Raw genomic sequence first — 26932 nt, 5'->3', positions numbered from 1 at the left:
TCTTGTCGACCACGGCTTTTCGGAGCATTTTTTGGGAGATACCGAGGTACTGGGCAGCTTCATTGGTTGAAATCCGGCGTTTGGCGGGCTGGGGACTTTTGGGCATCGTAAACCTCTGAGACTGATTGAAAGTGGCGGGTTTTCAGCCAACGTTCTCAAACCAACGTTCTCAGGCGTTTACGATTCATCTCCCCTAATCAAAGTAGGGTTGCGATAAACCGTTCGCAGCCGGTGCGAAATTGCGACGGGCTAGGTCGGCAATTTGAGATTACCTGAAAGTCCATGTCATGTCACGAGCCGGTGCCAGAGTCGACTACTCTATCGGGCGTGTTCGGCAACGACAGGCCACCACATGGGCGCGGCAAACCCGCTCGGGCGCGGGTATCCAATCCGGCTTGCACATGCATCGCACACAAATCGTTTAGGTTGGCTAGGTACCGTGTATTACCAGCGGTTTCGTCGGTACCCTCAGCTTTACCACAATAAGCAGGCTCGAACACGTGGGATTAGGCGGGAGCAAGGCATGCCGGCAATCGTCCTCATCGGCGCCCAGTGGGGCGACGAGGGCAAAGGTAAGGCCACTGACCTGCTCGGCGGGCGCGTGCAGTGGGTGGTGCGCTATCAGGGTGGCAACAACGCCGGGCACACCGTCGTCCTACCCACCGGCGAGCATTTCGCGCTGCATCTGATCCCGTCGGGCGTGCTCACCCCGGGCGTCACCAACGTCATCGGCAACGGCGTGGTGGTGGATCCCGGTGTGCTGCTCGACGAGCTGAAAGGCCTCGAGGACCGCGGCGTCGACACCTCCAAGCTGCTGATCTCCGCCGACGCCCACCTGCTGTTGCCCTACCACGTCGCCATCGACAAGGTCACCGAGCGCTACATGGGCAACAAGAAGATCGGCACCACCGGCCGCGGCATCGGCCCGTGCTACCAGGACAAGATCGCGCGCATGGGGATCCGGGTGGCCGACGTGCTCGACCCCGAGCAGCTGACCCACAAAGTCGAGGCCGCGCTGGAACTCAAGAACCAGATACTGGTCAAGATCTACAACCGCAAGGCGCTCGATCCGCATCAGGTGGTCGACGCCCTGCTGCAACAGGCCGAGGGGTTCCGGCACCGCATCGCCGACACCCGGCTGCTGCTCAACACCGCGCTGGAGGCCGGCGAAACGGTGTTGCTGGAGGGGTCGCAGGGCACCCTGCTCGACGTCGACCACGGCACGTATCCCTATGTCACGTCATCGAATCCGACCGCGGGCGGCGCGGCCGTCGGGTCCGGGATCGGCCCGACCCGGATCACCACCGTGCTCGGGATTCTCAAGGCCTACACCACCCGCGTGGGCTCGGGCCCGTTCGCCACCGAGCTGTTCGACGAGAAAGGCGAATACCTGTCCAAGACCGGTGGCGAATTCGGTGTCACCACCGGGCGGCGCCGACGCTGCGGCTGGTTCGACGCCGTCATCGCCCGCTACGCCACCCGGGTCAACGGCATCACCGACTTCTTCCTGACCAAGCTCGACGTGCTGTCCAGCCTGGAAACGGTGCCGGTATGCGTCGGCTACCAGGTCGACGGGGCGCGCACTTACGACATGCCGATGACCCAGAGCGACCTCGCCCGCGCCGAACCCATCTACGAGGAGATGCCCGGCTGGTGGGAGGACATCTCGGACGCGCGGGAGTTCGACGACCTGCCCGCCAAGGCGCGCGACTACGTGTTGCGGCTGGAAGAGCTTGCGGGAGCACATGTTTCGTGCATCGGCGTCGGTCCGGGACGCGATCAGACCATCGTGCGCCGCGACGTCCTGGCGGCCCGCCCGTGACGGAACCCGACGCATGCGAACTCGACCCCGAATACGAACATCACGGCGGATTCCCGGAATACGGCCCCGCCAGCCCCGGCCCGGGATTCGGCCGGTTCGTCGCGGCCATGCGCAGGCTGCAGGACCTTGCCGTGTCCGCCGATCCCGGCCCGGAAGCTCAAGACGTCTGGGACGACGCGGCCGACCGTGCCGCGGCCCTGGTGGAGGTGCTGGGCCCGTTTCAGGCCGAGGAGGGCAAGGCGCCGGCCGGGCGGACGCCCGACGTGCCCGGCATGGGCAGCCTGCTGCTGCCGCCCTGGACGTTGACACGCTACGCGCCTGACGGTGTCGAAATGACGGGATATTTCAGCCGGTTTCATGTCGGCGGCAATCACGCCGTGCACGGCGGCGTGCTGCCGCTGCTGTTTGATCACATGTTCGGGATGATCTCGCACGCCGCCGGACGGCCGATCAGCCGCACGGCCTTCCTGCACGTCGACTACCGCAAGGTCACGCCGATCGACGCGCCGTTGCTGGTGCGCGGGCGCGTCACCTGTGCCGAAGGCCGCAAGGCGTTCGTCTCCGCGGAGTTGGTCGACGGTGACGACGCCGTGCTGGCCGAGGCCAACGGCCTGATGGTGCGGCTGCTTCCGGGTCAGCCCTAGCGTGCCGGCCAGTCGGCCCTGGCACGCGCGCAACCGACCTATCCTTGAGCGGTGACTGACGGCTTGACCGATGGACAGGACGACAAAACGACGGCCCTTGCCGTGCCCCCCCGGGCCGCGCCCGACCCCGAAGCCGACGGCAGGCCGAAGGTGATGCTGCTCGGTTGCGGCGAGCTCAGCCGGGAGCTGGCGGTCGCGCTGCGGCACCTGGGTGCGCGGGTGATCGCGGTCGACGAGCACCCGCAGGGGCCCGCGCACGGGGTGGCCGACCACTCGCTGACGGTCCCGCTGACCGACGGAGAAGACTTGTCGAAGGCGATTCACGAGCTGAAACCGGAGTTCGTGGTGACCGCGACCGACGCGGTCGCCGCTCAAGCCGTTGATGCCCTCGAGGCCGCCGGCGAGCGCACCGAATTGGTGCCCAACGCCCGCACCGTCCGTCTCACCTCCGACCGGGAGGGACTTCGCCGGCTGGCCGCCGACCAGTTGGGGCTGCCCACCGCGCCGTTCTGGTTCGTCGGCTCCGTCGGCGAACTGCAGGCGGTGGCCGCCCACGCCGGCTATCCGCTGCTGGTGAAGCCGGTGTCGGGGCGGGGACATTCGGTGATCTCCGGGCCCGACGACGTCGAGGCGGCCTGGCAGCGCGCGCTCGGGAGTTCGACGGGGCGGGTGCTGGCCGAGACGGTGGTCGAGGTCGACTTCGACGTCACGCTGCTCGTCGTGCGCAGCGAGGGTCCGGACGGTCCGCTGATCGAGTTCTGCTCACCCATCGGCCACCGCGACGCCGACGGTGCCGTGCTGGAATCCTGGCAACCCCAGCAGATGGGCGAGGCCGCGGTGGATGCGGCCAAGTCGATCGCCGCGCGAATCGTCAAGGCGCTCGGCGGGCGCGGCGTCTTCGGTGTCGAGTTGATGATCAAGGGCGACGAGGTGTACTTCGTCGACGTCACCGCGCGCCCGAACCAGAGCGTCTGGGTGACCCTGCGCAGCCAGCGCCTTTCGGCGTTCGAACTGCAGGCGCGGGCCATCCTGGGCCTGCCGGTGGACACCATGATGATGTCGCCGGCCGCCGCCCACGCGATCAATTCCGGCCACGACGGCGCGTCGTCGGCCACCGCCGCGCTGACCGTTGCGCTGCGGGTGCCGGAAAGCGATCTGCGCGTCTTCGCGCGAGGCTCAGGAGCCGCCGGCGCGACAAACAAGCGGGGCGTGGCGCTGGCCACGGCACCGGACGTGGCGACCGCACGCGAACGCGCCCGAGAGGTGGCGAACGCCCTGAATGTGCGAGACTCACGCGAATGAGTTACGCAGGAGACATCACGGCCCTTGAGACATGGAAGCTACTCAGCGACAACCCCAACGCCGTGCTGGTTGACGTGCGCACCGACGCCGAATGGCGGTTCGTCGGCGTGCCCGATCTGTCCAGCCTGGGCCGCGACGCGGTGTACATCGAGTGGGTTACCACCAACGGCGTGCCCAACGCGAACTTCGCCGACGAGCTGAAGGGTCGCGTTCCACCGTCCGACGAAGAGCGGCCCGTGATCTTCCTGTGTCGCTCGGGCAACCGGTCCATCGGCGCGGCCGAGGTCGCGACCAAGGAGGGCCTCACCCCGGCCTACAACGTGCTGGACGGTTTCGAGGGTCATCTCGATGCGAGCGGCCATCGCGGTGAAACCGGGTGGCGCGCGGTTGGGCTGCCCTGGAAGCAGGGATGACCGACACTTCCGCGTCGGGGGGCTCGCTCCGCACGCCCAAGACACTGCCCGACGGCGTCAGCCAGGCCACCATCGGCGTGCGCGGCGGTCTCCTGCGATCCGGTTTCGAAGAGACCGCCGAGGCGATGTTCCTGACGTCCGGCTACGTCTACGAGTCGGCGGCCGTTGCGGAGCGGTCGTTCACCGGCGAGTTAGATCATTTCGTCTACTCGCGGTACGGCAACCCGACCGTCACGATGTTCGAGGAGCGGTTGCGCCTGATCGAGGGGGCGCCCGCGGCGTTCGCCACCGCGAGCGGCATGGCCGCGGTGTTCACCTCGCTCGGCGCGCTGCTGGCCGCCGGCGACCGGCTGGTCGCGGCGCGCAGCCTGTTCGGATCGTGCTTCGTGGTGTGCAACGAGATCCTGCCGCGGTGGGGGATCGAGACCGTCTTCGTCGACGGCGACGACCTCGCCCAGTGGGAGCGGGCGCTGTCGGTGCCCACGCAGGCGGTGTTCTTCGAAACCCCGTCCAATCCGATGCAGTCGCTGGTCGACATCGCCGCGGTCACCGAGCTTGCCCATGCCGCGGGCGCGAAAGTGGTGCTGGACAACGTTTTTGCAACACCTCTGCTGCAGCAGGGCTTCCCGCTCGGGGTCGACGTCGTGGTGTACTCGGGGACCAAGCACATCGACGGACAGGGCCGGGTGCTGGGCGGCGCCATCCTCGGCGACAAGGAGTACATCGACGGTCCGGTGCAGAAGCTGATGCGGCACACCGGCCCGGCGATGAGCGCCTTCAACGCCTGGGTGTTACTGAAAGGCCTTGAGACGCTGGCGGTTCGGGTCGAGCACTGCAATTCTTCGGCGCACCGGATCGCGGAATACCTGGAGACCCATCCGGCGGTGAGTTGGGTGCGTTACCCCTTCCTCGCGTCGCACCCGCAATACGACCTGGCCAAGCGCCAGATGAACGGCGGCGGGACGGTGATCACATTCGCGCTCGACTGCGCCGAAAGCGCCGCCAAGATACGTGCCTTCGAGGTGCTGGACAAGCTGCGGCTGATCGACATCTCCAACAACCTGGGCGACGCGAAATCCCTTATCACCCATCCGGCCACCACGACCCACCGCGCCATGGGGCCGGAGGGTCGCGCCGCGATCGGGCTGGGCGACAACGTGGTTCGCATCTCCGTCGGGCTGGAGGGCACCGACGACCTGATCGCCGATATCGATCAGGCCCTGAGCTAGCCGGCCGCCTTCTCGGCCGCTTCGACGCGTTCGGCCGCCGCCAGCACCCCTTCGTGCGCTTGCTTCTCCACCCAGTCCACCACCGGCCGGGCGTAGATCATCTGGCTGGTGATCGCCATTTGACCGCGCGTGCGACCCAGGAAGGAGATCCCCCAGGCGAACATGGCGGCGATGCGGTTCCGATGGCCGATCAGGTAGTACAGGTGCAGGATCAGCCACGCCAACCAGGCGACGAAGCCACCGAACTCGAGCTTGCCGACCTGCGCCACGGCGCTGTAGCGGGAGATGGTCGCCATGCTGCCCTTGTCGAAGTACTTGAACGGCTTGCGGTTGGCCGGGTCGTCGCGTCCTTTCAGCGCGTGCTTGATCAGCGTGGTGGCGTAGTGCGCCCCTTGGATCGCGCCCTGCGCCATCCCGGGCACCCCGGGCACGGACATCAGGTCACCGATGACGAATACATGCGGATGCCCGCTGACGGTGAGGTCGGGCTCCACGATCACGCGTCCCGCGCGGTCGACTTCGGTGCCGTCGGACTGGTCGGCGATCATCTTGCCCAGCGAGCTGGCCTGCACACCCGCCGCCCAGACCTTGCACGCGCATTCGATCCGCCGTTCGCCGCCGCCCTTCTCCTTGATGCTGATGCCGCTGTAGTCCACGGCGGTGACCATCGCGTTGAGCTGGACTTCGACACCCATCTTTTCCAGCCGGCGCTGGGCGATGAGCCCCAGCTTCTTGCCCATCGGCGGCAACACCGCCGGCGCGGCGTCGAGCAGGATGACCCGGCAGTCGCTGGGCTCGATGGTACGAAACGCCCCCGCCAGCGTGCGCTCGGCCAGCTCGACGATCTGTCCGGCCAGCTCGACACCCGTCGGCCCGGCACCGACCACGACGAACGTCAGGCGGCGCTGCCGCTCGGCCGGGTCGGTGGCGACCTCGGCGGCCTCGAACGCGCCCAGGATGCGACCCCGCAGCTCGAGGGCGTCGTCGATGCTCTTCATCCCGGGCGCGAAGGCGGCGTACTCGTCGTTGCCGAAATAAGATTGCTGCGCGCCGGCGGCCACGATGAGGCTGTCGTAGGGCGTCACGGTCTGCATGCCCATCAGCTCGGACGTGACCGTCTGCGCCTTCAGGTCGATCGCGTGGACGTCGCCCCACAACACCCGCGCGTTCTTCTGCTTGCGCAGGACCAGCCTGGTGCTCGGCGCGATGTCGCCTTCGGACAGGATCCCGGTGGCCACTTGGTACAGCAGTGGCTGGAAAAGGTGAGTGGTCGTCTTCGAGATGAGGGTGACGTCGACGTCGGCCCGCTTGAGTGACCGCGCCGCATTCAGGCCCCCGAATCCGCTTCCGATGATGACGACGCGATGGCGCGACATAACCCACCCCTTCTCTGCTCGAACTCTCCGCAGCGCATACCCACCCTATGACTCTCGGCATCGCGTCGGTGCCCGTGAGTCGTGAGTCAGGAAGCCGGCAGGGCTTTGGACTGCGTCTCGTCGTCGAGGTAGGCCTGTTATGCGGTCGGGGTCGGATGGGGGTGTAGATGATGCGGAGCAGTTCTGCTAGTCGGGCGGCGGTCTATCAGTCGGGCACATGTACTTGTCCGGGAACCTCGCGCACGTCGGTGGCAGCGGCTGATTTGGGTCATAACCGTCGGCGCCGTTCGGCACGACGTGCAACCACCCGCGATCCTGGCACAGGAAGACGTCGCCACCCCAACCACCAGGGCGGACCGTGCCGTTGATGCAGGAGTCCGCGTGCGCCACCGCCGGGACGCCGAGAAACACCGACACGATCACGGAGGAGACCGCGACAACGACCGCCCTCATAACAGTTTGATGCTAGTCCCAAGCCGTCGTGAGTGAGCTACATCGCATGGTCGCCGTTCCTGAGGTGCGCTCGCAGCCCGGCAGCGTTGCCAGATGAACGCACACAGCCCCTTCGAGGCCACCACCCGCTGAGGACCCTCTATGGCGGGTGGCACGATCGTCAGCGGCCCGGCGGCACCCTGGTGTGGACATCCCCGACCAGGCATACCTACGTCACCAAACCCGGTGGGGCCCTCTAGTTTCCGGCTCTCGCCGTCCCAACGGGAACCCTGACCCTCCCCACCTGGACGCCGCCGTCGCAAAACCGCTGTGGACTCATGATGCCCACCCGGCGACGAACCCGAGCTCAGGACTGCGCCGCCCGCATCGCCTGGGAACGCGGCATCAACGAAGCCCGCCTGGCGGCTGATCCGCCGCCCTTCTAGCGCAACTTTTTTCGCGACAAGCTGTGGCGCGCCGAGTAGAGTGGCTGCCACTCGAACCGGAGACCTCTCGGTTCCGGAGGAGGCTCCCTTGACGGAACAACCGCCTGGCTACCCGCCGTACCCCCCGCCGCCGGGCGGTTATGGCTACCCGCCACCGTCGGGTTACCCGCCCCAATACGGTTACCCGCCGCCGCAGAGCCCCGGTACGAATGCGATGGCCATCGCGTCGTTGGTGTGCTCCCTGTTCGGCTGGGTCTGCCTGTTCATCGGGGCCTTGCTGGGTGTGATCTTCGGTTTTGTAGCCCTGTCACAGATCAAGCGAACCGGTCAACGCGGCCGTGGTATGGCGATCGCCGGCATCGTCATCGGCAGTGTCCTGCTGGTCCTCGGCATAGCGCTATGGACCCTCGCGGCCATATTCAGTCACACCCCGAGCATGGATTCGGGCGAACCGGCCATCGCGCAAACCGTTGTATTGCAGCCGGTTTAGAACGGCCACGGGGCAGCGTTGGTCTTGTACTTCGCGTTGAGAGTGGTGCAGAAGTCGTCGGCCGTGCCGGCGAGGAAAATGTAATAGGCCTCGGCATCGCTGCGGCGGCTGTCAAAGGAGTTGGGCGTAGTCCAGCCGCTGTTGCACATCGCCTTGTCCGAACCCGCAGTGGGCCTGCGCCAATTGGTCTTGGCGCAGCTGTTCAGCGCGTCGACGTTGGGTGTGGCGCTCTTCGCGGCGACCAGCATCGCGCCGCCCCACAGCCCGTCGTTGCGCCGGTAGGCGCGCGCCCCGAATCCCGCGTTGTTGGTCTGGCATGCCAACGCGCGGCGCAGCAGCCCGAAGGGGGCCGCAAGCTGCGGATTGGTGAGCGCGGCGGCGGCCGTGATGAATTGAGCCGCGTCCGAGCCGTCGACCTCCTGGACATTCGGATTGCCGAGGCCGGTCAGCTGCTGCGAAATCCCGGAGTTGTTGCCCCCACCGATGATCGGTACGCCGCCGCCGGACGTCAGCGGGGGCAGCGTGACGGTGGGGTCGGCGGTTGCCACGGGAGCGGACAGGGCCAGACCGCACGCGGCGAAAACGGCACCGAGTTGATACGCGACAGATCTCATGAGCCACCTCCCAGCAAGTGTATCGATGCCATCAGCGGAAGGCGTCGATACCGGTGAACGCCTGGCCGAGGATGAGCTGGTGCATCTCCGGTGTGCCCTCGTAGGTCAGCACCGATTCCAGGTTGACCATGTGCCGGATGACGGGGTATTCCAGCGATATCCCATTGCCGCCCAATATGGTTCGGGCGGTCCGGCAGATCTTGATCGCCTCGCGGGTGTTGTTGAGCTTGCCGAAGCTGACCTGCTCCGGGCGCAGCCCGGGGCCGTCCTTGAGGCGACCCAGGTGCAGCGACAGCAGCTGTCCCTTGTGCAGTTCGACCGCCATATCGACGAGTTTGGCCTGCGTCAGCTGGAATCCGGCGATCGGGCGGCCGAACTGGGTGCGCTGCGTGGCGTAGTCGAGCGCGGCCTGCCAGGCCGACCGCGCCGCGCCCATCGATCCCCAGATGATCCCGTAGCGCGCCTCCGACAGGCACGACAGCGGGCCGCGCAAACCCGTTGCGTCGGGCAGCATCGCGTCGGCGGGCAGCCGCACGTCGTCGAGCACCAGCTCGCTGGTGATCGACGCCCGCAGCGACAGCTTGTGATGAATGGTGTTGGCGGCGAAGCCCGGCGTCTTGGTCGGCACGATGAAACCGCGGATGCCTTGGATGTCGCCGTCGTCGGTGGCGGCCCACACTATCGCGACATCGGCGACCGAGCCGTTGGTGATCCACATCTTGCGGCCGTTGATCACCCAATCCGAACCATCCCGTCGCGCACGGGTTTTCATCGCGGCCGGATCACTTCCGACGTCGGGCTCGGTCAACCCGAAGCAGCCGAGAAGTTCACCGGCGGCCATGCCGGGCAGCCACCGCTGCTTCTGCTCCTCCGACCCGAACTTCCAGATCGCGAACATCGCCAGCGACCCCTGCACGGAGACCATCGACCGGATGCCCGAGTCGGCGGCCTCCAGCTCGGTACACGCCAGGCCGTAGTGCACGGCGGAAGCGCCGCCGCAGCCGTAGCCGTGCAGATGCATGCCGAGCAGTCCGAGCTGGCCGAATTGCTTGGCGAGCTCGCGGACCGGAAGGTCGCCGATCTCGAACCACTCGCCGATGTGGGGGATGACATGCTCGGCGCAAAATTTTCGCACCGTGTCGCGCACCGCGAGCTCGTCGCCGGACAGGGAGGCGTCCAGGCCCAGTGGGTCGTCCCGGTCAAAGGCGGGAGGGGCATCAGTGCTCATAGCAGTCAGCCTGCCACCCGGTAGTCTCGCGGCATGCTGAGGCTCCCGCGGATGGCGTACCTGCTCGTGGACGTCGTCGCTGTGCTGGTGTTCTGCTCCGTCGGCCGCCGCAGCCACGCCGAAGGGCTCACGATTGGCGGCGTCGCGACCACGGCCTGGCCGTTTCTCGCCGGGACGGTCGTCGGGTGGCTGCTCTCCCGCGGCTGGCGGCGACCCACGGCGGTGGCCCCCACCGGGGTGATCGTCTGGCTCTGCACCGTGGTGGTCGGCATGCTGTTGCGCAAGGCCGGCTCGGCGGGTGTGGCGGCGAGCTTCGTGGTGGTGGCCGCGTCGGTCACCGCGGTCCTGCTGCTCGGTTGGCGGGCCGCCGTCGGCCTGGCCCTGCGGCGCCGCTCCGACGCCTGATAAGACGATGGCACCCGCCAGCTGGAACGCGGCCACCGCGGATGGCCTGACCACGACTTTCGACGCGGTCGTCAGGGCCGTGGCCACCAACAAAGGCCTCCTCGCCGACCCGTTCGCCGAGCCGCTGGTGCGCGCCGCGGGGGTGAAGTATTTCGCCCGGGTGATCGACGACGAGCAATACGCCGCCGACGACGGCGACCGCCCGATTACGACCGGACTCATCTACGTCCAGGCGGCCTACGGCAGGTTCTTGGACGAGTTTCTCGCCGACGCGGGCAGGTCCGGCATTCGCCAGGTGGTGATCCTGGCGTCCGGCCTCGACACCCGGCCGTATCGGCTGTGGTGGCCGCGGGGGACGACGGTGTACGAGATCGATAGGCCGGAGGTCCTCGATTTCAAGGCCGACGTGCTGCGCGGGCTGCACGCGCGGCCGACCGCGCACCGCCGCGCGATCGGCGTCGATCTTCGTCAGGATTGGCTGGCGGCGCTGCGGCGGGCCGGTTTTGACGCCGCCGCGCCCACGGTGTGGATCGCCGAGCAACTGCTCGTCGGCTACCTACCGCCCGACGCACAGCACCGGTTGCTGCAAGGCGTCAGCGAGGCGAGTGCGACCGGCAGCCGCTTCTCCGCCGATCACATGGCAACCTGGACCCCGGAACGGCAGGCGGCGCGGCAGGCCTTCGTCGACGGCTGGCGACGACACGGCCTGGACGTCGACCTGGCCAGCCTGACGTACCCGGGCGAATACCGCTATGTCCCCGAATATCTGGCGGCCCACGGCTGGGAGACGGTCCAGCGGAACGTCGTCGAGTTGTTCGCCGCCCTGGGATTGAGCGAATTGTGGCGCGGCCGCCCCAAGGATGTGGAGCTCATCCCCGGATATGTCACCGCCACTCGGCCCGGAATGCTTCCGGGCGGCAAGCGTTAGACGTTAGGTGATGACCGAAACCCAGCTCGAGTTCGTGGCGGCCACGCACGACGATCCGTTGGCGCAGCCGCTGCTGGCCGAGCTGGCCGTCGAGTACGCGCAGCGATACGGCGGGACGCCGGACGCGCATCTGGCCTGGCTGCCCGTGCCGGCGGACGAGTTGGCGCCGCCCGACGGCGGTCTGCTGATCGGGGTGCTGGAGGGCGCGCCAGTCACCGGCGGGGCGTTTCGGCGTTTCGACGCCCACACCGCCGAACTCAAGCGGATCTGGACCGACAGCACACGTCGGCGCCGCGGGTACGCCAGGGCGCTGCTGGCGGCGCTGGAAGCGGAGGCCGCCGCGCGCGGGTACCGGCGGCTGTATCTGATCACCGGCAATCGCCAACGCGAGGCCGAGGCGCTCTACGACGCCACGGGCTATGCCCGCATCGCGGCCGATCCGCTGCCCGACTGGGGGCCGTTTCTTCCGATCGCCTTCGAGAAGTGGCTGGCATGACGGGGCAGTTCCACCTGGGCGTCGCGCTCGACGGATTCGGGTGGCATCCCCAGGCGTGGCGCAGCACCCTGGCATCGGACCCCGGCACGCCGTCGGTGCTCAGCGGTCGTTACTGGGCCGGGCTGGCGGCGACCGCCGAGCGTGGGCTGCTGGATTTCCTCACCATCGACGACACCCTGATGCCGCAACCCGGCCGCCGTGAGCGGATCGATCCGCGACGGCTGGCCGGTCGCGCCGACGCCGTGCTGGTCGCGGCGCGAATCGCCCCCGCCACGCGGCACATCGGGCTGATCCCGGTGGCCACGGTCACCCACACCGAGCCCTTCCACGTCTCCAAATCCATTGCGACCCTGGACTACGTGTCGCACGGCCGGGCTGGCTGGCAGCCGCGGGTGAGCGCCACCGCGCACGAGGCGGCGCTGTTCGGCCGCCGGGACCCAGCTCAAATCCCTTTGTTTGACGAGGCCGTCGAGTATGTCGACGCGGTGCGCCGGTTGTGGGACAGCTGGGAGGACGACGCAATCATCCGCGACGTGACCACCGGGCGCTACGTCGACGTGAACAAGCTGCACTACATCGACTTCACCGGGAAGCACTTCTCCGTCAAAGGACCCTCGATCACGCCGCGCCCACCGCAGGGCCAGCCGGTGGTGGCCGCGCTGGCGCACGTCGGCCCCGCCTACGAGTTCGCCGCGGCCGGCGCCGACGTCGTCTTCATCACGCCCACCGATGGCGCATCGGTGCAAAGCATCATCGCGGAGGTGCGCGCGGCGGACGGCACGCACCTGAAAGCCCTTGCGGATGTGGTGGTTTCGTTCCACGGTGCGGACGACTTCCGTTCCGATGCCCTCGTCTTCGCGGGCAGCGCAACGGAATTGGTGGAGCTGCTGCTGGAGTGGCAGCGGCTGGGGATCGACGGCGCGCGCCTGCGCCCGGCCGTCAATGCCACCGACCTGCCGGTGATCGTCGACGAGGTGGTGCCGCTGCTGCAGCGGGCCGGGCGCTTCCGCACCGGCTATCGCGAGGGTGAAACCTTGCGCGCCCGCCTCGGCCTGCCCGTGGCGCCCAACCGCTATGCGGCGGTGAATCGATGACCTCGAAAAGTCGGGGGGTGCCGCTGTCGATCCTGGACCTGGCGCCGATCAGCGCGGGCAGCGATGCCGCGACGGCCTTGCGTAACACCATCGAGCTGGCCCAGCACGCCGAGCGGTGGGGTTTTCGCCGGTTTTGGATCGCCGAACACCACTTCGTCGCCGTCGCCAGTGCGTCACCGACCGTGCTCATCGGCCAGATCGCGGCCGCTACCAACACGATTCGCGTCGGTTCGGGCGCCGTGCAGCTGAGCCACACCACGGCCGCCGCGGTGGTCGAGAGTTTCGGCATGCTGGACGCGTTCTATCCGGGCCGCATCGATCTCGGCCTGGGCCGCTCCGGGCAGCGGCGGATCACCAAGCCGCGATCGCCCAAACCCCCACGCCCGGAACCGCCGCGGGAATGGCGCGAGGTCGACGGCGTGGTGATCCCGCCGCCGTTCGATGTGCGCGGGTTGCTGGGCAGCGGCCGGATAAAAGCGACCATGTCGATCCTGCAGCAGCCCGAGGCGGTCGCGCCCGACTTTGCCGAGCAACTCGGCGACATCATCGCCATGTTGTCCGGCAACTATGAGGTCGACGGCTTCGACCTACACGCGGTGCCCGGTGAAGGCGCCGCCCTGACGCCGTGGATCTTCGGCAGCAGCAAGGGACGCAGCGCCCAGGTGGCCGGAGCGCTCGGGCTGCCGTTCGTCGCGAGCTATCACATCACCCCGTCCACCGCGCTGGACGCCATCGACGCCTACCGGGACGCCTTTGTCCCGTCGGCGACGCTGCCACGGCCCTATGTGGTGGTGTCGGCCGACATCGTGGTCGCCGATGACACCGCCACCGCACGGCGCCTGGCCTCCAGCTACGGCCTTTGGGTGTATTCGATCCGGGCCGGCGGCGGCGCCATCCCCTATCCCGAGCCTGACCAGTGCGATCCCCTGACCGATGAGCAGCTGGCGGTCGTGATCGACCGCATAGCAACGCAATTCGTCGGCGACCCGGACGAGGTCGCCGAGCGGCTGGAAACCCTGCAGCGCGCCACCGGCGCCGACGAACTCGTCGTCACCTCCGTCACCCACCGGCACGAGGACCGGCTGCGGTCACACGAACTGATCGCCAAGCGTTGGGGGCTCACCGGATGAGCGTGCGGGAGGGCAAGCAACGCAAGCCGATTCACCTGGCCGCCCACTTCCCGGGCGTCAACAACACCACGGTATGGACCGACCCCGCCGCGGGCAGCCAGATCGAGTTCGAGTCGTTCGTGCACCTGGCCCGCACCGCCGAACGGGGATTGTTCGATTTCTTCTTCCTGGCCGAGGGGCTGCGCCTGCGCGAGCACCGCGGTCGCATCTACGACCTCGACGTGGTGGGCCGCCCGGACACCTTCACCGTGCTGGCCGCGCTCGCGGGCGTCACCGACCGGATCGGGCTCACCGGGACCATCAACACCACCTTCAACGAACCCTTCGAGGTGGCAAGGCAATTCGCATCGCTCGACCACCTGTCCGGTGGCCGCGCCGGCTGGAACATGGTGACCTCGTCGGACGCCTTCACCGGCGCCAACTTCCGCCGCGGCGGTTTCCTCGCCCACGCCGATCGGTACGAGCGGGCCGAGGAGTTCCTCGCCGTGGCCCGCCAGTTCTGGGACAGCTGGGAGGCCGACGCCGTGCTGGCCGACGCCCAGGCCGGGGTCTATGCCGATCCCGACCGGATCCGAAGCGTCCAACACCGCGGCCCGCAGTTCGACGTGCGCGGGTTCGCGACGCTGCCCGCGGGGCCCCAGGGCCATCCGATATTGCTGCAGGCCGGCGACTCCGCCGACGGCCGCGCGTTCGGCGCCCGCAACGCCGACGCCTTGTTCACCCTGCACTCGTCGCTGGAAGACGGTCAGCGCTACTGCGCCGACGTCAAGGGCCGCGCCGCGTCCTACGGCCGGGATCCCAACCGGCTCAAGGTCTTTCCGGCGGCGACGTTCGTCATCGGTGACACGGGTTCCGAGGCGCAGGACAAAGCGCGGCACATCCGCTATCAACAGGTCAGCGGCCCGACGGCGATCGCGATGCTCGAGCAGGTGTGGGGCCGCGAGCTATCGGACCACGACCCGGACGGCAAGCTGCCCGATTTCGATCCGGTCGTCGACAGCGCCATCACCCAGGGGCGGGTCCGGCACGGCGACCCGGTCGCCGTTGCCCGCGGCTACCGCGAACGCGCCGAGGCCGAGAACCTGTCGATCCGCGAGCTGGTAATCGCCGTCACCAGCCGCCAGCAGTTCGTCGGCACCCCAAACAGCATCGCCGACGAGATCGACACCTACATCCAGGCCGACGCCTGCGACGGGTTCATCCTGGTGCCGCACCTGACGCCGCACGGCCTGGACGAGTTCGTCGACCGGGTGGTGCCGCTGCTGCAGGAGCGCGGCGCCTTCCGCACCGGGTACACCGGCGAAACGCTGCGGGAAAACCTGGGGCTCAGCGACTTCGCGGGGTAAGGGCGGGCGAACTTCGAATCCGCTAGCACATGCGCAAGCGCTTTTTGAAACCGATCCACCCAACTAAAGCGGGGTCTGTGTGGCTGCTGTGACGGCCCGGTACACCGACTTCGGCGAGGCGCGGATGCGCCGGACGACTGGAGCAATAACGCGCGCTACTTGTGGTACGCGTCGTCCTGAATGACCTTCACGCCGCGCCAGCCCCAGTAGACACAATGGCGCTGGATGAGCCCGTCGGCGATCTCCATGACTTCGACGAAATCCATCTGCTCCCCCTCGGGCGCATCACGCGGGAACTCGAAGATCATCGTTCGCGCGCCGTCGGTGAGATAGCCGGACCGGTGGTAGGTCCGCAACGGTGGCTTGCGGGCGGCCACCCGCTCGAGCACGGGCCGTAACTCGCTGTGCCCGTGGCACACCCCGGACTCGGTACCCATGGTCAGCGGCACCGCGGGGCTCTCGAACACGACGTCGGGGTCATACAGCGCCAGAAGCGCGTCGACGTCGTCTTCGCTGAGCGCCTTGTCCCAGTCGTGGTAAATGCGTTCGGCCACTTGCTGGAAACTCTCGTTGTCTCCCATGACCCTCCTTTCGCTTGCTGCCCCGACGAGTACCCGGTTGGCCCGGAAGTCATCGCGTGTCGACCAGCGCGGCCAGCTTGTCCAGGGACATCCGGGTGCCCAGCTCGTTGTCCTCCGGAGAAACTCCCGCCGGGATGCCCTGGTGCAGCATCACCACATCGGTGTCGCCGTCGGCGTCGGCGAGCGTAGTGATCACCCGCATCACGCCACCGAACGCCGAATCGGACGTCTCGAACTCGAGTTCCTCGACCACGCGTTCGTTCGGCACCAGCTCGACGAACCGACCGCGGTAGGTGTCGGTGGCGCCGGCCGTCTTGCCCTGCCGATGGGGCGATTCGTATGTCAGCGACACCCGAAATCGGCCCCCGACGCGGGCGTCGAACTCGTGCACGACCGCGCTCATGCCGTCTGGAACACGCCACGCCGCAACCGCGTCCGCGTCGACGAGCGCCCGATACACCGACTCCGGCGAGGCGCGGATGCGACGGACGACCCGGGTCTGCGTCATTGCGCCCTATTCGACGCCACTTCCGTCGCCTCGCGGATCGGCCCGCGCCACACGTCGCCGTGACCGGGCAGCAGCACCTCGGTATTCAGCAGGGCCAACGCGCCCAGGCTGCGCAGGCAGTTTGTCTGGCTGTGGCTGAACACCGCCGGCAGCAGCTGCGGACCGCGGTGCCGCAGCAGCGGGTGGCCGGTGATCAGCGCGTCGCCGCTCGCCAGCACGCCGTCGACGACATACGAGCAGTGCCCGCTGGTGTGTCCCGGGGTCGCGACGGCCATCGGGTGGCCCGGCAGCCCGGCCGCCACCTCGGCGGTCAGCGGCCGCGTCGAGGGGATGCCGTCGCGGATCAGCCCGCCGCTGCGCACCACGTGGGCGCCCCACACCGCCCATCGCGGCCGCCAAATGCGCAGTGCCACATCGAAAATCGAGACCTGTTCCAAATACTCCCGCTTGGCGTGACCCACCTCGTCGGCGTGGCAATACACCGGGGTGCCGTGCTCGCCGACGAACCGGATCGCCGAGCCCAGGTGGTCGATGTGCGCGTGCGTCAGCAGGATGGCGCGCACGTCGCCCGGGCCGTAGCCCAGCTGGCTCAGCGAGGCCAGCACGGCCTCGCGGTCCCCGGGATAGCCGGCGTCGATCAACATGACGCCGGTGCCGTCGACGACCAGCGTCCAGTTAACGGCCGGGCCCTGGGCGAGGTACACGGTGTCGGTGACCTGAACAAGAGTCGGTGCCGGTCCCATGCCCGCGAGTGTATGGAGCGATCGCAAGCGCGGCGAAGCCGGGCGCAGCCGGTCGCGACCGTCGGGGTAGGAGTAGAAATAACTGGTGGCTGAACTGAAACTCGGATACAAAGCGTCCGCTGAACAATTCGCACCGCGCGAGCTCGTCGAGCTGGCTGTCGCCGCCGAAGGTCATGGCATGGACAGCGCAGCCGTCAGTGACCACTTCCAGCCGTGGCGGCACGAGGGCGGGCACGCCCCGTTCTCGCTGGCCTGGATGACCGCCGTCGGCGAACGCACCAAGCGGATCGTTCTGGGCACCTCGGTGCTCACCCCGACCTTCCGGTACAACCCCGCCGTCATTGCGCAGGCCTTCGCCACCATGGCCTGCCTGTACCCGGACCGCATCTTCCTCGGCGTCGGCACCGGCGAGGCGCTGAACGAGATCGCCACCGGATACGAGGGCGATTGGCCGGAGTTCAAGGAGCGGTTCGCGCGGCTGCGCGAGGCCGTGCGGCTGATGCGGGAGCTGTGGCGTGGCGACCGCGTCGACTTCGACGGCGACTACTACCGGCTCAAAGGTGCCTCGATCTACGACGTGCCCGAGGGCGGCGTCCCGATCTACATCGCCGCCGGCGGCCCGGCGGTGGCCAAGTACGCGGGACGGGCCGGCGACGGCTTCATCTGTACCTCGGGCAAGGGCGAGGAGCTCTACAAGGACAAGCTGATCCCGGCAGTGCGAGAAGGCGCCGCGGCCGCCGACCGCAACGTCGACGACATCGACAAGATGATCGAGATCAAGATCTCCTACGACCCGAACCCCGATCTGGCGCTGGAGAACACCCGGTTCTGGGCGCCACTCTCGCTGACCGCCGAGCAGAAGCACAGCATCGACGACCCGATCGAAATGGAGAAGGCCGCCGACGCGCTGCCGATCGAGCAGGTCGCCAAGCGCTGGATCGTGGCGTCGGATCCCGACGAGGCGGTCGAAAAAGTCGGACAGTACGTGACGTGGGGCCTCAACCACCTGGTGTTCCACGCGCCCGGCCACGACCAGCGCCGGTTCCTCGAACTCTTCGAAAAGGACCTGGCGCCCAGGCTGCGGCGACTTGGCTGAAACCTCGGCGATCTACATCGCCGCGCCCGAGCCGGAGACCGGGAAGTCGACGATCGCGCTGGGGCTGCTGCACCGGCTGACGGCGACGGTCGCCAGGGTCGGCGTGTTTCGGCCCATCACCAGACTCGGCGAGGACCGCGATTACATCCTGGAACTGCTGCTAGAGCACACCACCGCGGGCCTGCCCTACGACCAGTGCATCGGCGTGACGTACCAGCAGCTGCACGCCGACCGCGACGCCGCGATCGCCGGCATCGTCGATGCCTATCACGCGATGGCGCAGGCGTGCGACGTGGTGGTGATCGTAGGTAGCGATTACACCGACGTCACCCGGCCCGCCGAGCTTTCCGTCAACGCGCGGATCGCGGCCAACCTCGGCGCGCCGGTGCTGCTGGCGGTGAGTGGCACGGGCCGGACCCCGAAGGAGGTCGCCGGCGTCGTCGAGGTGTGCCTGGCCGAGTTGACCGCCCAGCACGCGCACACCGCGGCGGTGGTGGCCAACCGGTGCAACCCGGCGGAGCTGGCGGAGGTCAGCCAGGCGTTGCGCGCGTTCACCCAGCGCAGCTACGTGCTGCCCGAGGCGCCGCTGCTGTGCGCGCCGACGGTGGCCGAGCTAGAGCAGGCCGTCAACGGGACACCGGTCAGCGGCGAAGCGTCGCTGCGGGAGCGCGAGGTCACCGACGTGCTGGTCGCGGGGATGACCGCCGATCACGTGCTGGAGCGGCTGCGCGACGGCATGGCGGTCATCACCCCCGGCGACCGTTCCGACGTGGTGCTCGCCGTCGCCAGCGCCCATGCGGCGGAAGGGTTTCCATCGCTGTCGTGCCTCGTGCTCAACGGCGGGTTCGAGCTGCATCCATCCATCGCGGCCCTCGTCTCCGGCCTGCGGTTGCGGCTGCCGATCATCGCGACCGCGCTGGGCACCTACGACACGGCCAGCGCGGCCGCCTCGGTCCGCGGCCGGGTCACCGCGATGTCGCAGCGCAAGATCGACACCGCGCTCGAGCTGATGGACCGTCACGTCGACATCGCGGATCTGCTGGCGCAGCTTGCCATTTCGGTACCGACCGCGATCACACCGCAGATGTTCACCTACCAGCTGCGGCTGCGGGCCCGCGCCGATCGCAGGCACATCGTCCTCCCCGAGGGCGACGACGACCGCATCCTGCGCTCAGCCGGGCGCCTGCTGCAGCGCGGCGTCGCCGACCTGACCATTCTGGGCGACGAAGCACGGATTCGGCTGCGTTCGGCCGAATTGGGGGTGAACCTCGACGGCGCGAAGGTGATCGATCCGCTGGAGAGCGAGTTGCGTGACCAGTTCGCCGACCAATACGCGGAGCTGCGCAAGGCGAAGGGCATCACCGTCGAGCATGCCCGCGAGATCATGCGCGACGCAACGTATTTCGGCACCATGCTGGTGCACAACGGTGCGGTCGACGGCATGGTGTCGGGCGCCGCCCACACCACGGCGCACATCGTCCGGCCGGCGTTCGAGATCATCAAGACCGTTCCCGACGTCTCCACCGTCTCGAGCGTTTTCTTCATGTGCCTGCCCGACCGGGTGCTGGTGTACGGCGACTGCGCGATCATCCCGAACCCGACGTCCGAGCAGCTCGCCGACATCGCGATCAGCTCCGCCCGCACCGCCGCGCAGTTCGGCATCGAGCCGCGGGTGGCCATGCTGTCCTACTCGACCGGCGACTCCGGCACCGGCGCTGACGTCGAAAAGGTCAGGGCGGCAACGAATTTAGTTCGACAGCGGGATCCGCAGTTGCTGGTCGAGGGCCCCATCCAGTACGACGCGGCGATAGAGCCGTCGGTGGCGGCCACCAAGCTGCGCGATTCGCCGGTGGCCGGGCACGCCACCGTGCTGATCTTTCCCGACCTCAACACCGGCAACAACACCTACAAGGCGGTGCAGCGCAGCGCCGGGGCCATCGCGATCGGCCCGGTGCTGCAAGGGCTGCGCAAGCCGGTCAACGACCTGTCCCGCGGCGCGCTGGTCGAGGACATCGTGAACACGGTGGCCATCACCGCGATCCAGGCGCAGGATGCGCATGACCGGTGACCGCCTTGTGCTGGTGATCAACTCCGGCTCGTCGTCCCTGAAATTCCAACTAGTCGAGCCGGATTCGGGCGAGGCGCGGGCGTCCGGCCACATCGAGCGGATCGGCGAAGAAGGGTCCTCGGTTCCCGACCACGACGCGGCACTGCGCCGCGCGTTCGACACCCTCGCCGAGGACGGCATCGACCTGCGGACCTGCGGGCTGATGGCGGTCGGGCACCGGGTGGTGCACGGCGGCAACGAGTTCTACCGGCCGACGCTGATGGACGACGCGCGGATCGCGGCGCTGCAGAAGCTGTCCGAATTGGCCCCACTGCACAATCCGCCGGCGCTCAAGGGAATCGAGGTGGCGCGCCAATTGCTGCCCGACTTTCCCCACGTGGCCGTGTTCGACACGGCGTTCTTCCATGACATGCCACCAGCGGCGGCGACCTACGCCATCGACCGCGGATTGGCCGAGCGGTGGCAGATCCGCCGTTACGGGTTTCATGGCACGTCGCACCGCTACGTCAGCGAGCGGGCCGCCGCCTTTCTGGACCGGCCGCTCGCCGGACTGAATCAGATTGTGCTGCATCTGGGTAACGGTTGCTCGGCGTCGGCGATCGCCGGCACCCGGCCGATCGACACGTCGATGGGCCTGACACCGCTGGAGGGCCTGGTGATGGGCACCCGAAGCGGCGACATCGATCCCAGCATCGTCAGCTACCTGTGCCACACGGCCCAGATGGGGGTCGACGACATCGAGGCCATGCTCAACGAGCGGTCCGGGGTGCTGGGCATGGCCGGTGAGTGCGACTTCCGGCGGCTGCGGACCTTGATCGAATCCGGCGACGGCGCAGCGCAATTGGCATACAGCGTGTTCATCCACCGGTTGCGCAAGTACATCGGCGCCTACCTGGCGGTGCTCGGGCACACCGACGTCATCAGCTTCACCGCCGGGATCGGCGAGCACGACCCGGCGGTGCGCCGCGACGCGGTCGCCGGCTTGGAGGAGCTGGGCGTCGTGCTCGACGAGCGCCGCAATCTCAGCCGGGGCCGGGGGCAGATCGCCCGCATCTCCAAAGACGGATCACCGATCGCCGTGCTGGTGGTACCGACCAACGAAGAATTGGCGATCGCCCGCGACTGCGTGAGTGCGCTGTCATAGGAAGCCCAGGGCGCGGCGGCCCGGGCCGACCGACGGCGTGGGATCGGTCCCGACGGTTCGCGTCAGCAGCTCGTAGTAGACGTCGCGAAAGTCCGTGGTGAACTTCAGGTCTCCGTTGTCGAGGTCGGTGAGGCTGGGTTCCTCGCCGTAGAAGCCGCCCTTGACCGGCGCCCCCGCGACGAAGACGGGACCGGCGGTGCCGTGGTCGGTGCCCTGGGAGGCGTTGGCGCGAACGCGGCGCCCGAACTCGGAGTACGCCGTCAGCACGACGCCCCGGCCGTAGCGGTCGCCGGCCATCTCCTGCAGGAACGGGGTGACGGCCGTGTCGAGTGTCTGCAGCAGGCGCTGCTGGGTTTCGCGTTCGTCGGCGTGGGTGTCGAAGCCGCCCAATTGCACCGTGTAAACGCGCGTCGGGACGCGGGCCTTTACCGCGCTGGCGACCATGCCCAGCTGCGCGGCAAGCAAATTATGGCCCTTGGCGCCGGGTTTGACCGATTCGAACGCCTTGTTGGCGGTACGCGCGGCGCGATAGGCCTTGCGCACCGCGGCCATCGCTGGGGTGTCGTTGGGGTCGTCGGCGCCCAGCGCCGTCATGATGCCGTCGAATTGTTGAGCCTTGCCCGGCGCTGTGTGTGCCCCACGGCTTTGAGTGGGTGCCCAGGGCGGGAAAATCGCCGGCCTGATTTCCGCCCCTAGCGCACACTCAAAGCCTCGGGCGCACACTCGACTGTGCCTGTGGATAGCTGCAAACGCTGTCACCCGTCGGCGTGCGAGTGTTCCGGCATGGATTCGGGGAAACCGTTTATCGGCAGCCAGGCATTGGCATCTCGGGCGTTGAGCCGGCATCAACTGCGGACCCGCTATCGTGCGGTCTTTCCGAACGTCTACCTACCGAACGACGTCCAGCCTTCTCTCGAGCTGCGCATCGCCGCCGCCTGGCTGTGGTCGGGAGGGACGGCGACGATCGTCGGAGTGGCCGCCGCGGCGTTACACGGCTCCAAGTGGATTCCCGATGACGTTCCGATTGAGTTGAATCACGCCAACACGCGTCCACCACACGGCGTTCGGACGCGGCGAGACGCGTTGGCAGACGGCGAGACGCAGGTCATGAATGGGCGCAATGTCACAACACCCGAGCGCACCGCCTTCGACATCGGCCGGCGCGGGGCCGTCCACTCGGCGGTCGTTCGGCTCGACGCGCTCGCTCGCGCGACGGGTTTCAAGATCGACGATGTGCTGCGCATCGCGAAGTGCCACCCCCACTCGCCCGGGCTGCGGCGCCTGGAGGCCGCGCTGGAGCTGGTCGACGCCGGCTCCGAGTCGCCCAGGGAAAGCTATCTACGCCTGCTTCTCATCGATGCGGGCCTGCCCCGCCCGCAGACGCAGATACCGGTGCTCGGCGTGGACGGCATTCCCGTCGCCTACCTCGATATGGGCTGGGAGCAGCACATGGTCGCGGTCGAATACGACGGCGATCAACATCGAAGTGACCGAAGGCAATACGTCAAGGACATTCAGCGTATGGAGGCGCTTGAGCGGATGGGGTGGGTCGTTGTCCGGGTCGTCGCGGAGGACCGCCCCGCCAGCATCGTCCGGCGGGTCCGCGAGGCGTTGGCGGCATCCGGTGTGCGGTCAGGGCTTTGACTGTGCGCCCAGGGCTTCGAGTGTGAGCTGGTGGCGGGATTTAGGCGATTATTCCGCCCTGGACGCACACGCAAAGCCCTGGGCGCACACGCAACGCCCTAGGCGCACACGCAAAGCCCTGGGCGCACACGCAAAGCCGTGGGCGCACACGCAACGCCCTAGGCGCACACGCAAAGCCCTAGGCGCACGCGCAAAAGCACTAGAACGTGCTCGTGGGGCGCACGTTATTCGCCATGTCCACCAGCGTGTAGCGATGCCGTTGCGTGGGCGCGACGCGGGCCAGGCTGCGCAGCGAAGCCTCCACGCCCAGCCGCAGGCCGTGCTCGGTGAACGGGAAGCCGAGGATGTGATTGGTGCTGGCCTCGTTGTCCTCGAGCCAGTCCATCGCGCCGCCCAGCACCAGGGCGCGGATCTGCAGCACCCGCGGCTCGGTGGGCGGCAGCGCCTCCACGCGGCGGGCGGCGTCGCGGATCTGCGCCTCAGTGATCTCGCCGATCGAGCGCCCGGACATTAGCGTCACCGCGCTTGTCAGGCGCGCGGTGGTGAAATGCCTTGAGGTGGGCGGCACCTCGTCGAGGGTGCTCACCGCGTCCTCGCGATCGCCTTCGGCCGAAAGGGATCGGGCCAGCCCGAAAGCCGCGGAGATCACGCCGTCGTTGGTTTTCCACACCGTCTCGTAGAACTTGTGCTCGTCGGTGTTGCCGGCCAGCTCGGCGGTCGCGGCCAGCGCCAGCTTGGGCGCGAGCTCGCCGGGGAAGGTGTCCAGCACCTCGGTGAAATGCTTTGTGGCCGAGTCATAGTCGCCGGTCAGCAGCTCGGCGACGGCCCGGTACCAGACCAACCGCCACCGCCAGCCGACCCGCTCGGCCAGGTCGTCGAGCTTGCGGGTGGCCTTGGTCACGTCGCCCAGATCCAGCAGCGCGCGGACCTCCATCAGCGGCAGCTCGATCGACTCGGCCACCTCGATGCCGTCGGCGTCCAGCGAACCGTGGCGCGCCGCGCGCAACGAGTCCAGCGTCTGCACCGGCTGCGAGAGCACCGTTGCCTGCAGCACCGGGGCGGCGACGTCGGCCGGATCGACCAGCGGCACCGGCAGGGCGGTCACGATTTCCCTGGCGGTCAGCTTCTCCGAATGGACCTGGCCGTCCAGGTACACGTCGGTGTGCGAGACCAGCAAGTCGACCCCGAACGTCGAGCGGCTGGGGCTGAAGATCGTCGACAGGCCCGGACGCGGCACCCGGGTGTCCTGTGCGACCACCTCCCGCAGCACGCCCATCAACTGGGCGGAGATCTCCTCGGCGGTGGAAAATCGGCGCCGCGGGTCGGGGTCGGTCGCGCGGCGCAGCAGCCGGCCGAACGAGTCGTAGTGCTTCAGCACGGGCTCGTCGTCCGGCAGACCGTCCACGTAACGGCCGTTGCGGGTGCGCAGGTTCAGCGTCAGCGCCGCAAGCGTGCGCCCCACCGTGTAGATGTCGGTGGCCACCGTCGGGCCGGTCCGCACGATCTCCGGCGCCTGGAAACCGGGTGTGCCGTAGAGGTAGCCGAACGAATTGATCCGCGACACCGCGCCCAGGTCGATCAGCTTGAGTTGCTCCTCGGTGAGCATGATGTTCTCCGGCTTCAGGTCGTTGTAGACCAGGCCGATCGAATGCAGGTAGCTCAGCGCGGGCATTATCTCGAGCAGGTAGGCGATGGCCTCGGCGACGGGCAGTTTCTCGGATTTCCCGTCTTTGAGGTTGCGCCTCAGCGACTGCCCGCCGATGTACTCCATGACGATGTAGCCGACCGGCTCCCCGTGCCGGTCCGTGTGCTCGACGAAGTTGAAGATCTGCACGATCTGCGGGTGGACCACCTCGGCGAGGAACTGGCGCTCGGCCATCGCGATCGCCTGCGCCTCGGCGTCACCGGAATGCACCAGGCCCTTGAGCACCACCGGGCGGTCGTTGACGTTGTGGTCGAGCGCCAGGTAGACCCAGCCCAGACCGCCGTGCGCGATGCAGCCCTTCACCTCGTACTGGTTTGCGACAGTATCCCCCGGATTCAGCTGCGGCAGAAAGGAATACGGGCTGCCGCAGGCGGGACACCAGCCCTCAGACGTGCTCTTGCCCTCGGAGCCCGACCGGCCGACCGGCTTTCCGCAGTTCCAGCAGAAGCGCTTGGACTCCGGCACCACCGGATTGGTCATCAACGCCTCGAGCGGATCGATGTCCCGCACGCGCGGGATCTCGACCAGCCCACCGCCGAGCTGCCGCGTCGGCGGAAGCACCCGCGTGGCCACCGTCATCCGGTCCGGCGCTTCGGTGTCTATGCCGGGGAGGAGCGGGAAGCTGTCGTCGTCATCGTCGTCGAAATCGGGACGGAACAGCGCCTGGGTGGCCTGCGGCCGCGACTCCGCCGCCGCGCCCGTCTGCACGTCCGGCGCCTGGCCGCCCAGGTCTCCCGCGTCTCTAGCGTCAGCGTCCATCGGCTCGGCCATCAGTCCACATACCTCGGCGTGGGCGGGGCGGGCGCCGGCCCCAAAACCGTCAACCACTTGCGGTACAACGTGTTCCACGTCCCGTCGTGGCGGATGCGTTCCAGCGTTCCGTTGACGAACCGGACCAGTGCGGTGTTGTTCAGGTTGACGCCGATGCCGTACGGCTGGGTGGCCATGTTCGGCCCGACGATGTGCAGGTACGGGTCTTCCTCGACCAACCCGGCCAGGATCGAATCGTCGGTGCTGACGGCGTCGATCTCCCGCTGCTGCATGGCCACCAGGCAGTCGGCCCAGTTCACCACCGACACGATGACCGGCGCCGGGTCGATCTGCTGGATCCGGTGCAGCGACGTGGTGCCCCGGGCCACACAGACCCGCTTGCCGGACAGGTCGGCCGCCCTGGCGATCGGCGAGTCGCGCGGGGCGAGGATGCGCTGGTTGGCGTCGAGGTAGACGGTGGAGAAGTTCACCAGCTTGCGCCGCTCGCAGGTGATGGTCATGGTCTTGACGACGACGTCGACCTCCGAGTGCTGCAGCGCGGTGACCCGTTCGTCCGACGCCAGGATGCGGTACTCGACGTGCGATGGGGCGCCGAAGATGTCGCGCGCGATCTCGCCGGCGATGTCGACGTCGAAACCGGTGATCTCGCCGGTGATCGGGTCGCGGAAGCTGAACAGGTTGCTGCCGATGTCGAGCCCGACGATCAGCCTGCCGCGGGCGCGGATGTCGGCGACGGCGGCGTCCGCCTCGGCCTTGGTGGGGAAGGGGCGCAGGCTGGCGGTCGGATTGCAGCCCTGACTGGCGTCGTCCGGCGGCAGCGGCGGCTGCGGGGGCAGCTGCTCCATGCCGATCGGCGTGGGCGGCGGCAGCGTGGGGGCGGTGGCCACGCTCAGCGTCTCGGTGTGGCCGCAGCCGGCCAGCGCCGTGCCGATGAAGGCCGCGGCGAGCGCCCCGAGATAGGAGCCCGCCCGCCGGATCCTGGGCCGGCGCGCCATCATCGGTACTCCTTGAGCCGCGGCCACAGGCCCAGCGCGACGGCTATGGCGGCGCCGAGGCTGAGCACCACGCCGCCGACCTGGGCGCCGGACAGCCCGCTGCGCGCGTTGATCACGTCGGTGCGCAGGTGTGTGCGGCTCTGGTCCATGGCCTTACCCAACTCGTCCTCGAGCTTGTCGAACGCCGGGGTGGAGTCGTCCTCGCCGCTGCCGAGGGCGACCTGGGTGGCGGCGCGGTAGTTGCCCACCGAGATGTAGGAGTTCATCCGGTCGTTGGCCTGG

At 68.2% G+C, this 26932-nt stretch carries 25 protein-coding genes and 3 pseudogenes; 17 read left to right on the top strand and 11 right to left on the bottom strand.

From position 1 onward, the window contains the following. The first annotated feature begins 523 nt into the window (after positions 1-523). The 5 genes from JWP83_RS13395 to JWP83_RS13375 all read left to right on the top strand — a co-directional run bounded on the left by JWP83_RS13395 (position 524) and on the right by JWP83_RS13375 (position 5410). Complete coding sequence (locus tag JWP83_RS13395; protein ID WP_297730569.1) at positions 524-1822, top strand: adenylosuccinate synthase; 1299 nt, start codon at positions 524-526, stop codon at positions 1820-1822. Beyond that, on the top strand, positions 1819-2466 hold the full coding sequence (locus JWP83_RS13390; protein WP_297730567.1) for a PaaI family thioesterase: 648 nt from the start codon (positions 1819-1821) through the stop codon (positions 2464-2466). Before JWP83_RS13395 ends, JWP83_RS13390 begins: the two co-directional genes overlap by 4 nt. Positions 2467-2568: 102 nt before the next feature. Continuing rightward, complete coding sequence (gene purT / locus JWP83_RS13385; protein WP_297730576.1) at positions 2569-3768, top strand: formate-dependent phosphoribosylglycinamide formyltransferase; 1200 nt, start codon at positions 2569-2571, stop codon at positions 3766-3768. Then, positions 3765-4181: a rhodanese-like domain-containing protein gene (locus JWP83_RS13380; RefSeq protein WP_297730565.1), complete on the top strand. Its 417-nt coding sequence runs from the start codon at positions 3765-3767 to the stop codon at positions 4179-4181. Before purT ends, JWP83_RS13380 begins: the two co-directional genes overlap by 4 nt. Continuing rightward, positions 4178-5410, top strand: a complete 1233-nt coding sequence (locus JWP83_RS13375; protein ID WP_297730563.1) for an O-succinylhomoserine sulfhydrylase — start codon at positions 4178-4180, stop codon at positions 5408-5410. Before JWP83_RS13380 ends, JWP83_RS13375 begins: the two co-directional genes overlap by 4 nt. Here the strand turns inward: JWP83_RS13375 and JWP83_RS13370 are convergent. Then, positions 5407-6786 (bottom strand): NAD(P)/FAD-dependent oxidoreductase, encoded by a 1380-nt coding sequence (locus tag JWP83_RS13370; protein ID WP_297730561.1) that lies wholly within the window; start codon positions 6784-6786, stop codon positions 5407-5409. The genes JWP83_RS13375 and JWP83_RS13370 overlap by 4 nt on opposite strands. A 186-nt stretch (positions 6787-6972) precedes the next feature. Beyond that, the gene (locus JWP83_RS13365) at positions 6973-7239 is read right to left on the bottom strand and encodes a hypothetical protein (protein WP_297730559.1); all 267 of its coding nucleotides are present in this window, start codon (positions 7237-7239) and stop codon (positions 6973-6975) included. A 113-nt stretch (positions 7240-7352) separates the two neighbouring features. Between JWP83_RS13365 and JWP83_RS13360 the strand changes: the two are divergent. Continuing rightward, positions 7353-7664: pseudogene (locus JWP83_RS13360) on the top strand (HNH endonuclease); the annotation flags it as partial. A gap of 88 nt (positions 7665-7752) precedes the next feature. Beyond that, on the top strand, positions 7753-8154 hold the full coding sequence (locus JWP83_RS13355; protein ID WP_297730557.1) for a DUF4190 domain-containing protein: 402 nt from the start codon (positions 7753-7755) through the stop codon (positions 8152-8154). Here JWP83_RS13355 and JWP83_RS13350 read toward each other — a convergent pair. Together JWP83_RS13350 and JWP83_RS13345 are read right to left on the bottom strand one after the other, a co-directional pair. Continuing rightward, a complete protein-coding gene (locus JWP83_RS13350) occupies positions 8151-8768 on the bottom strand; it encodes a hypothetical protein (RefSeq protein WP_297730556.1) in 618 nt (205 codons plus the stop codon). The genes JWP83_RS13355 and JWP83_RS13350 overlap by 4 nt on opposite strands. A gap of 31 nt (positions 8769-8799) precedes the next feature. After that, positions 8800-9996, bottom strand: a complete 1197-nt coding sequence (locus tag JWP83_RS13345) for an acyl-CoA dehydrogenase (protein ID WP_297730553.1) — start codon at positions 9994-9996, stop codon at positions 8800-8802. 33 nt (positions 9997-10029) lie between these two features. Here JWP83_RS13345 and JWP83_RS13340 point away from each other — a divergent pair, with 33 nt between their 5' ends. The 6 genes from JWP83_RS13340 to JWP83_RS13315 are packed head-to-tail and all read left to right on the top strand — an operon-like array spanning position 10030 to position 15395. Further along, positions 10030-10401, top strand: coding sequence for a DUF3054 domain-containing protein (locus tag JWP83_RS13340; RefSeq protein WP_297730551.1), 372 nt, complete (start codon positions 10030-10032; stop codon positions 10399-10401). 7 nt (positions 10402-10408) lie between these two features. Then, positions 10409-11329 (top strand): SAM-dependent methyltransferase, encoded by a 921-nt coding sequence (locus JWP83_RS13335; protein WP_297730549.1) that lies wholly within the window; start codon positions 10409-10411, stop codon positions 11327-11329. 10 nt (positions 11330-11339) lie between these two features. Beyond that, positions 11340-11825, top strand: coding sequence for a GNAT family N-acetyltransferase (locus JWP83_RS13330; protein WP_297730547.1), 486 nt, complete (start codon positions 11340-11342; stop codon positions 11823-11825). Beyond that, positions 11822-12919 carry an LLM class flavin-dependent oxidoreductase gene (locus JWP83_RS13325; RefSeq protein WP_297730545.1) on the top strand — a complete coding sequence of 366 codons (1098 nt, stop codon included), beginning with the start codon at positions 11822-11824 and terminating at the stop codon, positions 12917-12919. Before JWP83_RS13330 ends, JWP83_RS13325 begins: the two co-directional genes overlap by 4 nt. Further along, positions 12916-14049 carry an LLM class flavin-dependent oxidoreductase gene (locus JWP83_RS13320; RefSeq protein WP_297730543.1) on the top strand — a complete coding sequence of 378 codons (1134 nt, stop codon included), beginning with the start codon at positions 12916-12918 and terminating at the stop codon, positions 14047-14049. Before JWP83_RS13325 ends, JWP83_RS13320 begins: the two co-directional genes overlap by 4 nt. Continuing rightward, on the top strand, positions 14046-15395 hold the full coding sequence (locus JWP83_RS13315) for an NtaA/DmoA family FMN-dependent monooxygenase (protein ID WP_297730541.1): 1350 nt from the start codon (positions 14046-14048) through the stop codon (positions 15393-15395). The genes JWP83_RS13320 and JWP83_RS13315 overlap by 4 nt, the downstream gene beginning before the upstream one ends. A gap of 155 nt (positions 15396-15550) precedes the next feature. Here JWP83_RS13315 and JWP83_RS13310 read toward each other — a convergent pair whose 3' ends face one another. From JWP83_RS13310 to JWP83_RS13300, 3 genes are read right to left on the bottom strand one after another with little or no spacing between them, the layout of a single operon-like run. Beyond that, complete coding sequence (locus JWP83_RS13310; RefSeq protein ID WP_297730539.1) at positions 15551-15976, bottom strand: nuclear transport factor 2 family protein; 426 nt, start codon at positions 15974-15976, stop codon at positions 15551-15553. 49 nt (positions 15977-16025) lie between these two features. Beyond that, positions 16026-16484 (bottom strand): SRPBCC domain-containing protein, encoded by a 459-nt coding sequence (locus tag JWP83_RS13305; RefSeq protein WP_297730537.1) that lies wholly within the window; start codon positions 16482-16484, stop codon positions 16026-16028. Then, positions 16481-17227, bottom strand: a complete 747-nt coding sequence (locus tag JWP83_RS13300) for an MBL fold metallo-hydrolase (RefSeq protein ID WP_297730535.1) — start codon at positions 17225-17227, stop codon at positions 16481-16483. Before JWP83_RS13300 ends, JWP83_RS13305 begins: the two co-directional genes overlap by 4 nt. Before the next feature lie 85 nt (positions 17228-17312). On the opposite strand from JWP83_RS13300, the gene fgd reads away from it, so the two are divergent. Genes fgd through JWP83_RS13285 form a run of 3 tightly spaced genes read left to right on the top strand, consistent with a single transcriptional unit; the run spans position 17313 to position 21535 of the window. Then, entirely contained in the window at positions 17313-18323 is a 1011-nt protein-coding gene (gene fgd / locus JWP83_RS13295) for a glucose-6-phosphate dehydrogenase (coenzyme-F420) (RefSeq protein WP_297730533.1), read from the top strand. Next, positions 18316-20391: a phosphate acetyltransferase gene (pta, locus tag JWP83_RS13290; protein WP_297730531.1), complete on the top strand. Its 2076-nt coding sequence runs from the start codon at positions 18316-18318 to the stop codon at positions 20389-20391. The genes fgd and pta overlap by 8 nt, the downstream gene beginning before the upstream one ends. After that, entirely contained in the window at positions 20381-21535 is a 1155-nt protein-coding gene (locus JWP83_RS13285; RefSeq protein ID WP_297730529.1) for an acetate kinase, read from the top strand. The genes pta and JWP83_RS13285 overlap by 11 nt, the downstream gene beginning before the upstream one ends. On the opposite strand, the pseudogene JWP83_RS13280 reads toward JWP83_RS13285, so the two are convergent. Next, positions 21530-22156: pseudogene (locus tag JWP83_RS13280) on the bottom strand (DUF1501 domain-containing protein); the annotation flags it as partial. The gene JWP83_RS13285 and the pseudogene JWP83_RS13280 overlap by 6 nt on opposite strands. Positions 22157-22318: 162 nt before the next feature. Between JWP83_RS13280 and JWP83_RS13275 the strand changes: the two are divergent. Then, entirely contained in the window at positions 22319-23179 is an 861-nt protein-coding gene (locus JWP83_RS13275) for a DUF559 domain-containing protein (protein WP_297730527.1), read from the top strand. A gap of 199 nt (positions 23180-23378) precedes the next feature. Here JWP83_RS13275 and JWP83_RS13270 read toward each other — a convergent pair whose 3' ends face one another. The 3 genes and pseudogenes from JWP83_RS13270 to JWP83_RS13260 form a co-directional block, all read right to left on the bottom strand. Continuing rightward, positions 23379-25643: a serine/threonine-protein kinase PknG gene (locus JWP83_RS13270; RefSeq protein WP_297730573.1), complete on the bottom strand. Its 2265-nt coding sequence runs from the start codon at positions 25641-25643 to the stop codon at positions 23379-23381. An 11-nt stretch (positions 25644-25654) separates the two neighbouring features. Next, complete coding sequence (locus tag JWP83_RS13265) at positions 25655-26650, bottom strand: glutamate ABC transporter substrate-binding protein (RefSeq protein ID WP_297730571.1); 996 nt, start codon at positions 26648-26650, stop codon at positions 25655-25657. Continuing rightward, positions 26650-26932 (bottom strand): annotated as a pseudogene (locus JWP83_RS13260) (hypothetical protein); the annotation flags it as partial. The pseudogene JWP83_RS13260 and the gene JWP83_RS13265, both read right to left, overlap by 1 nt.

The organism is Mycobacterium sp. (genome assembly GCF_025965855.1).
GTDB lineage: Bacteria > Actinomycetota > Actinomycetes > Mycobacteriales > Mycobacteriaceae > Mycobacterium.
This window is presented reverse-complemented; position numbering and strand designations above follow the sequence as displayed.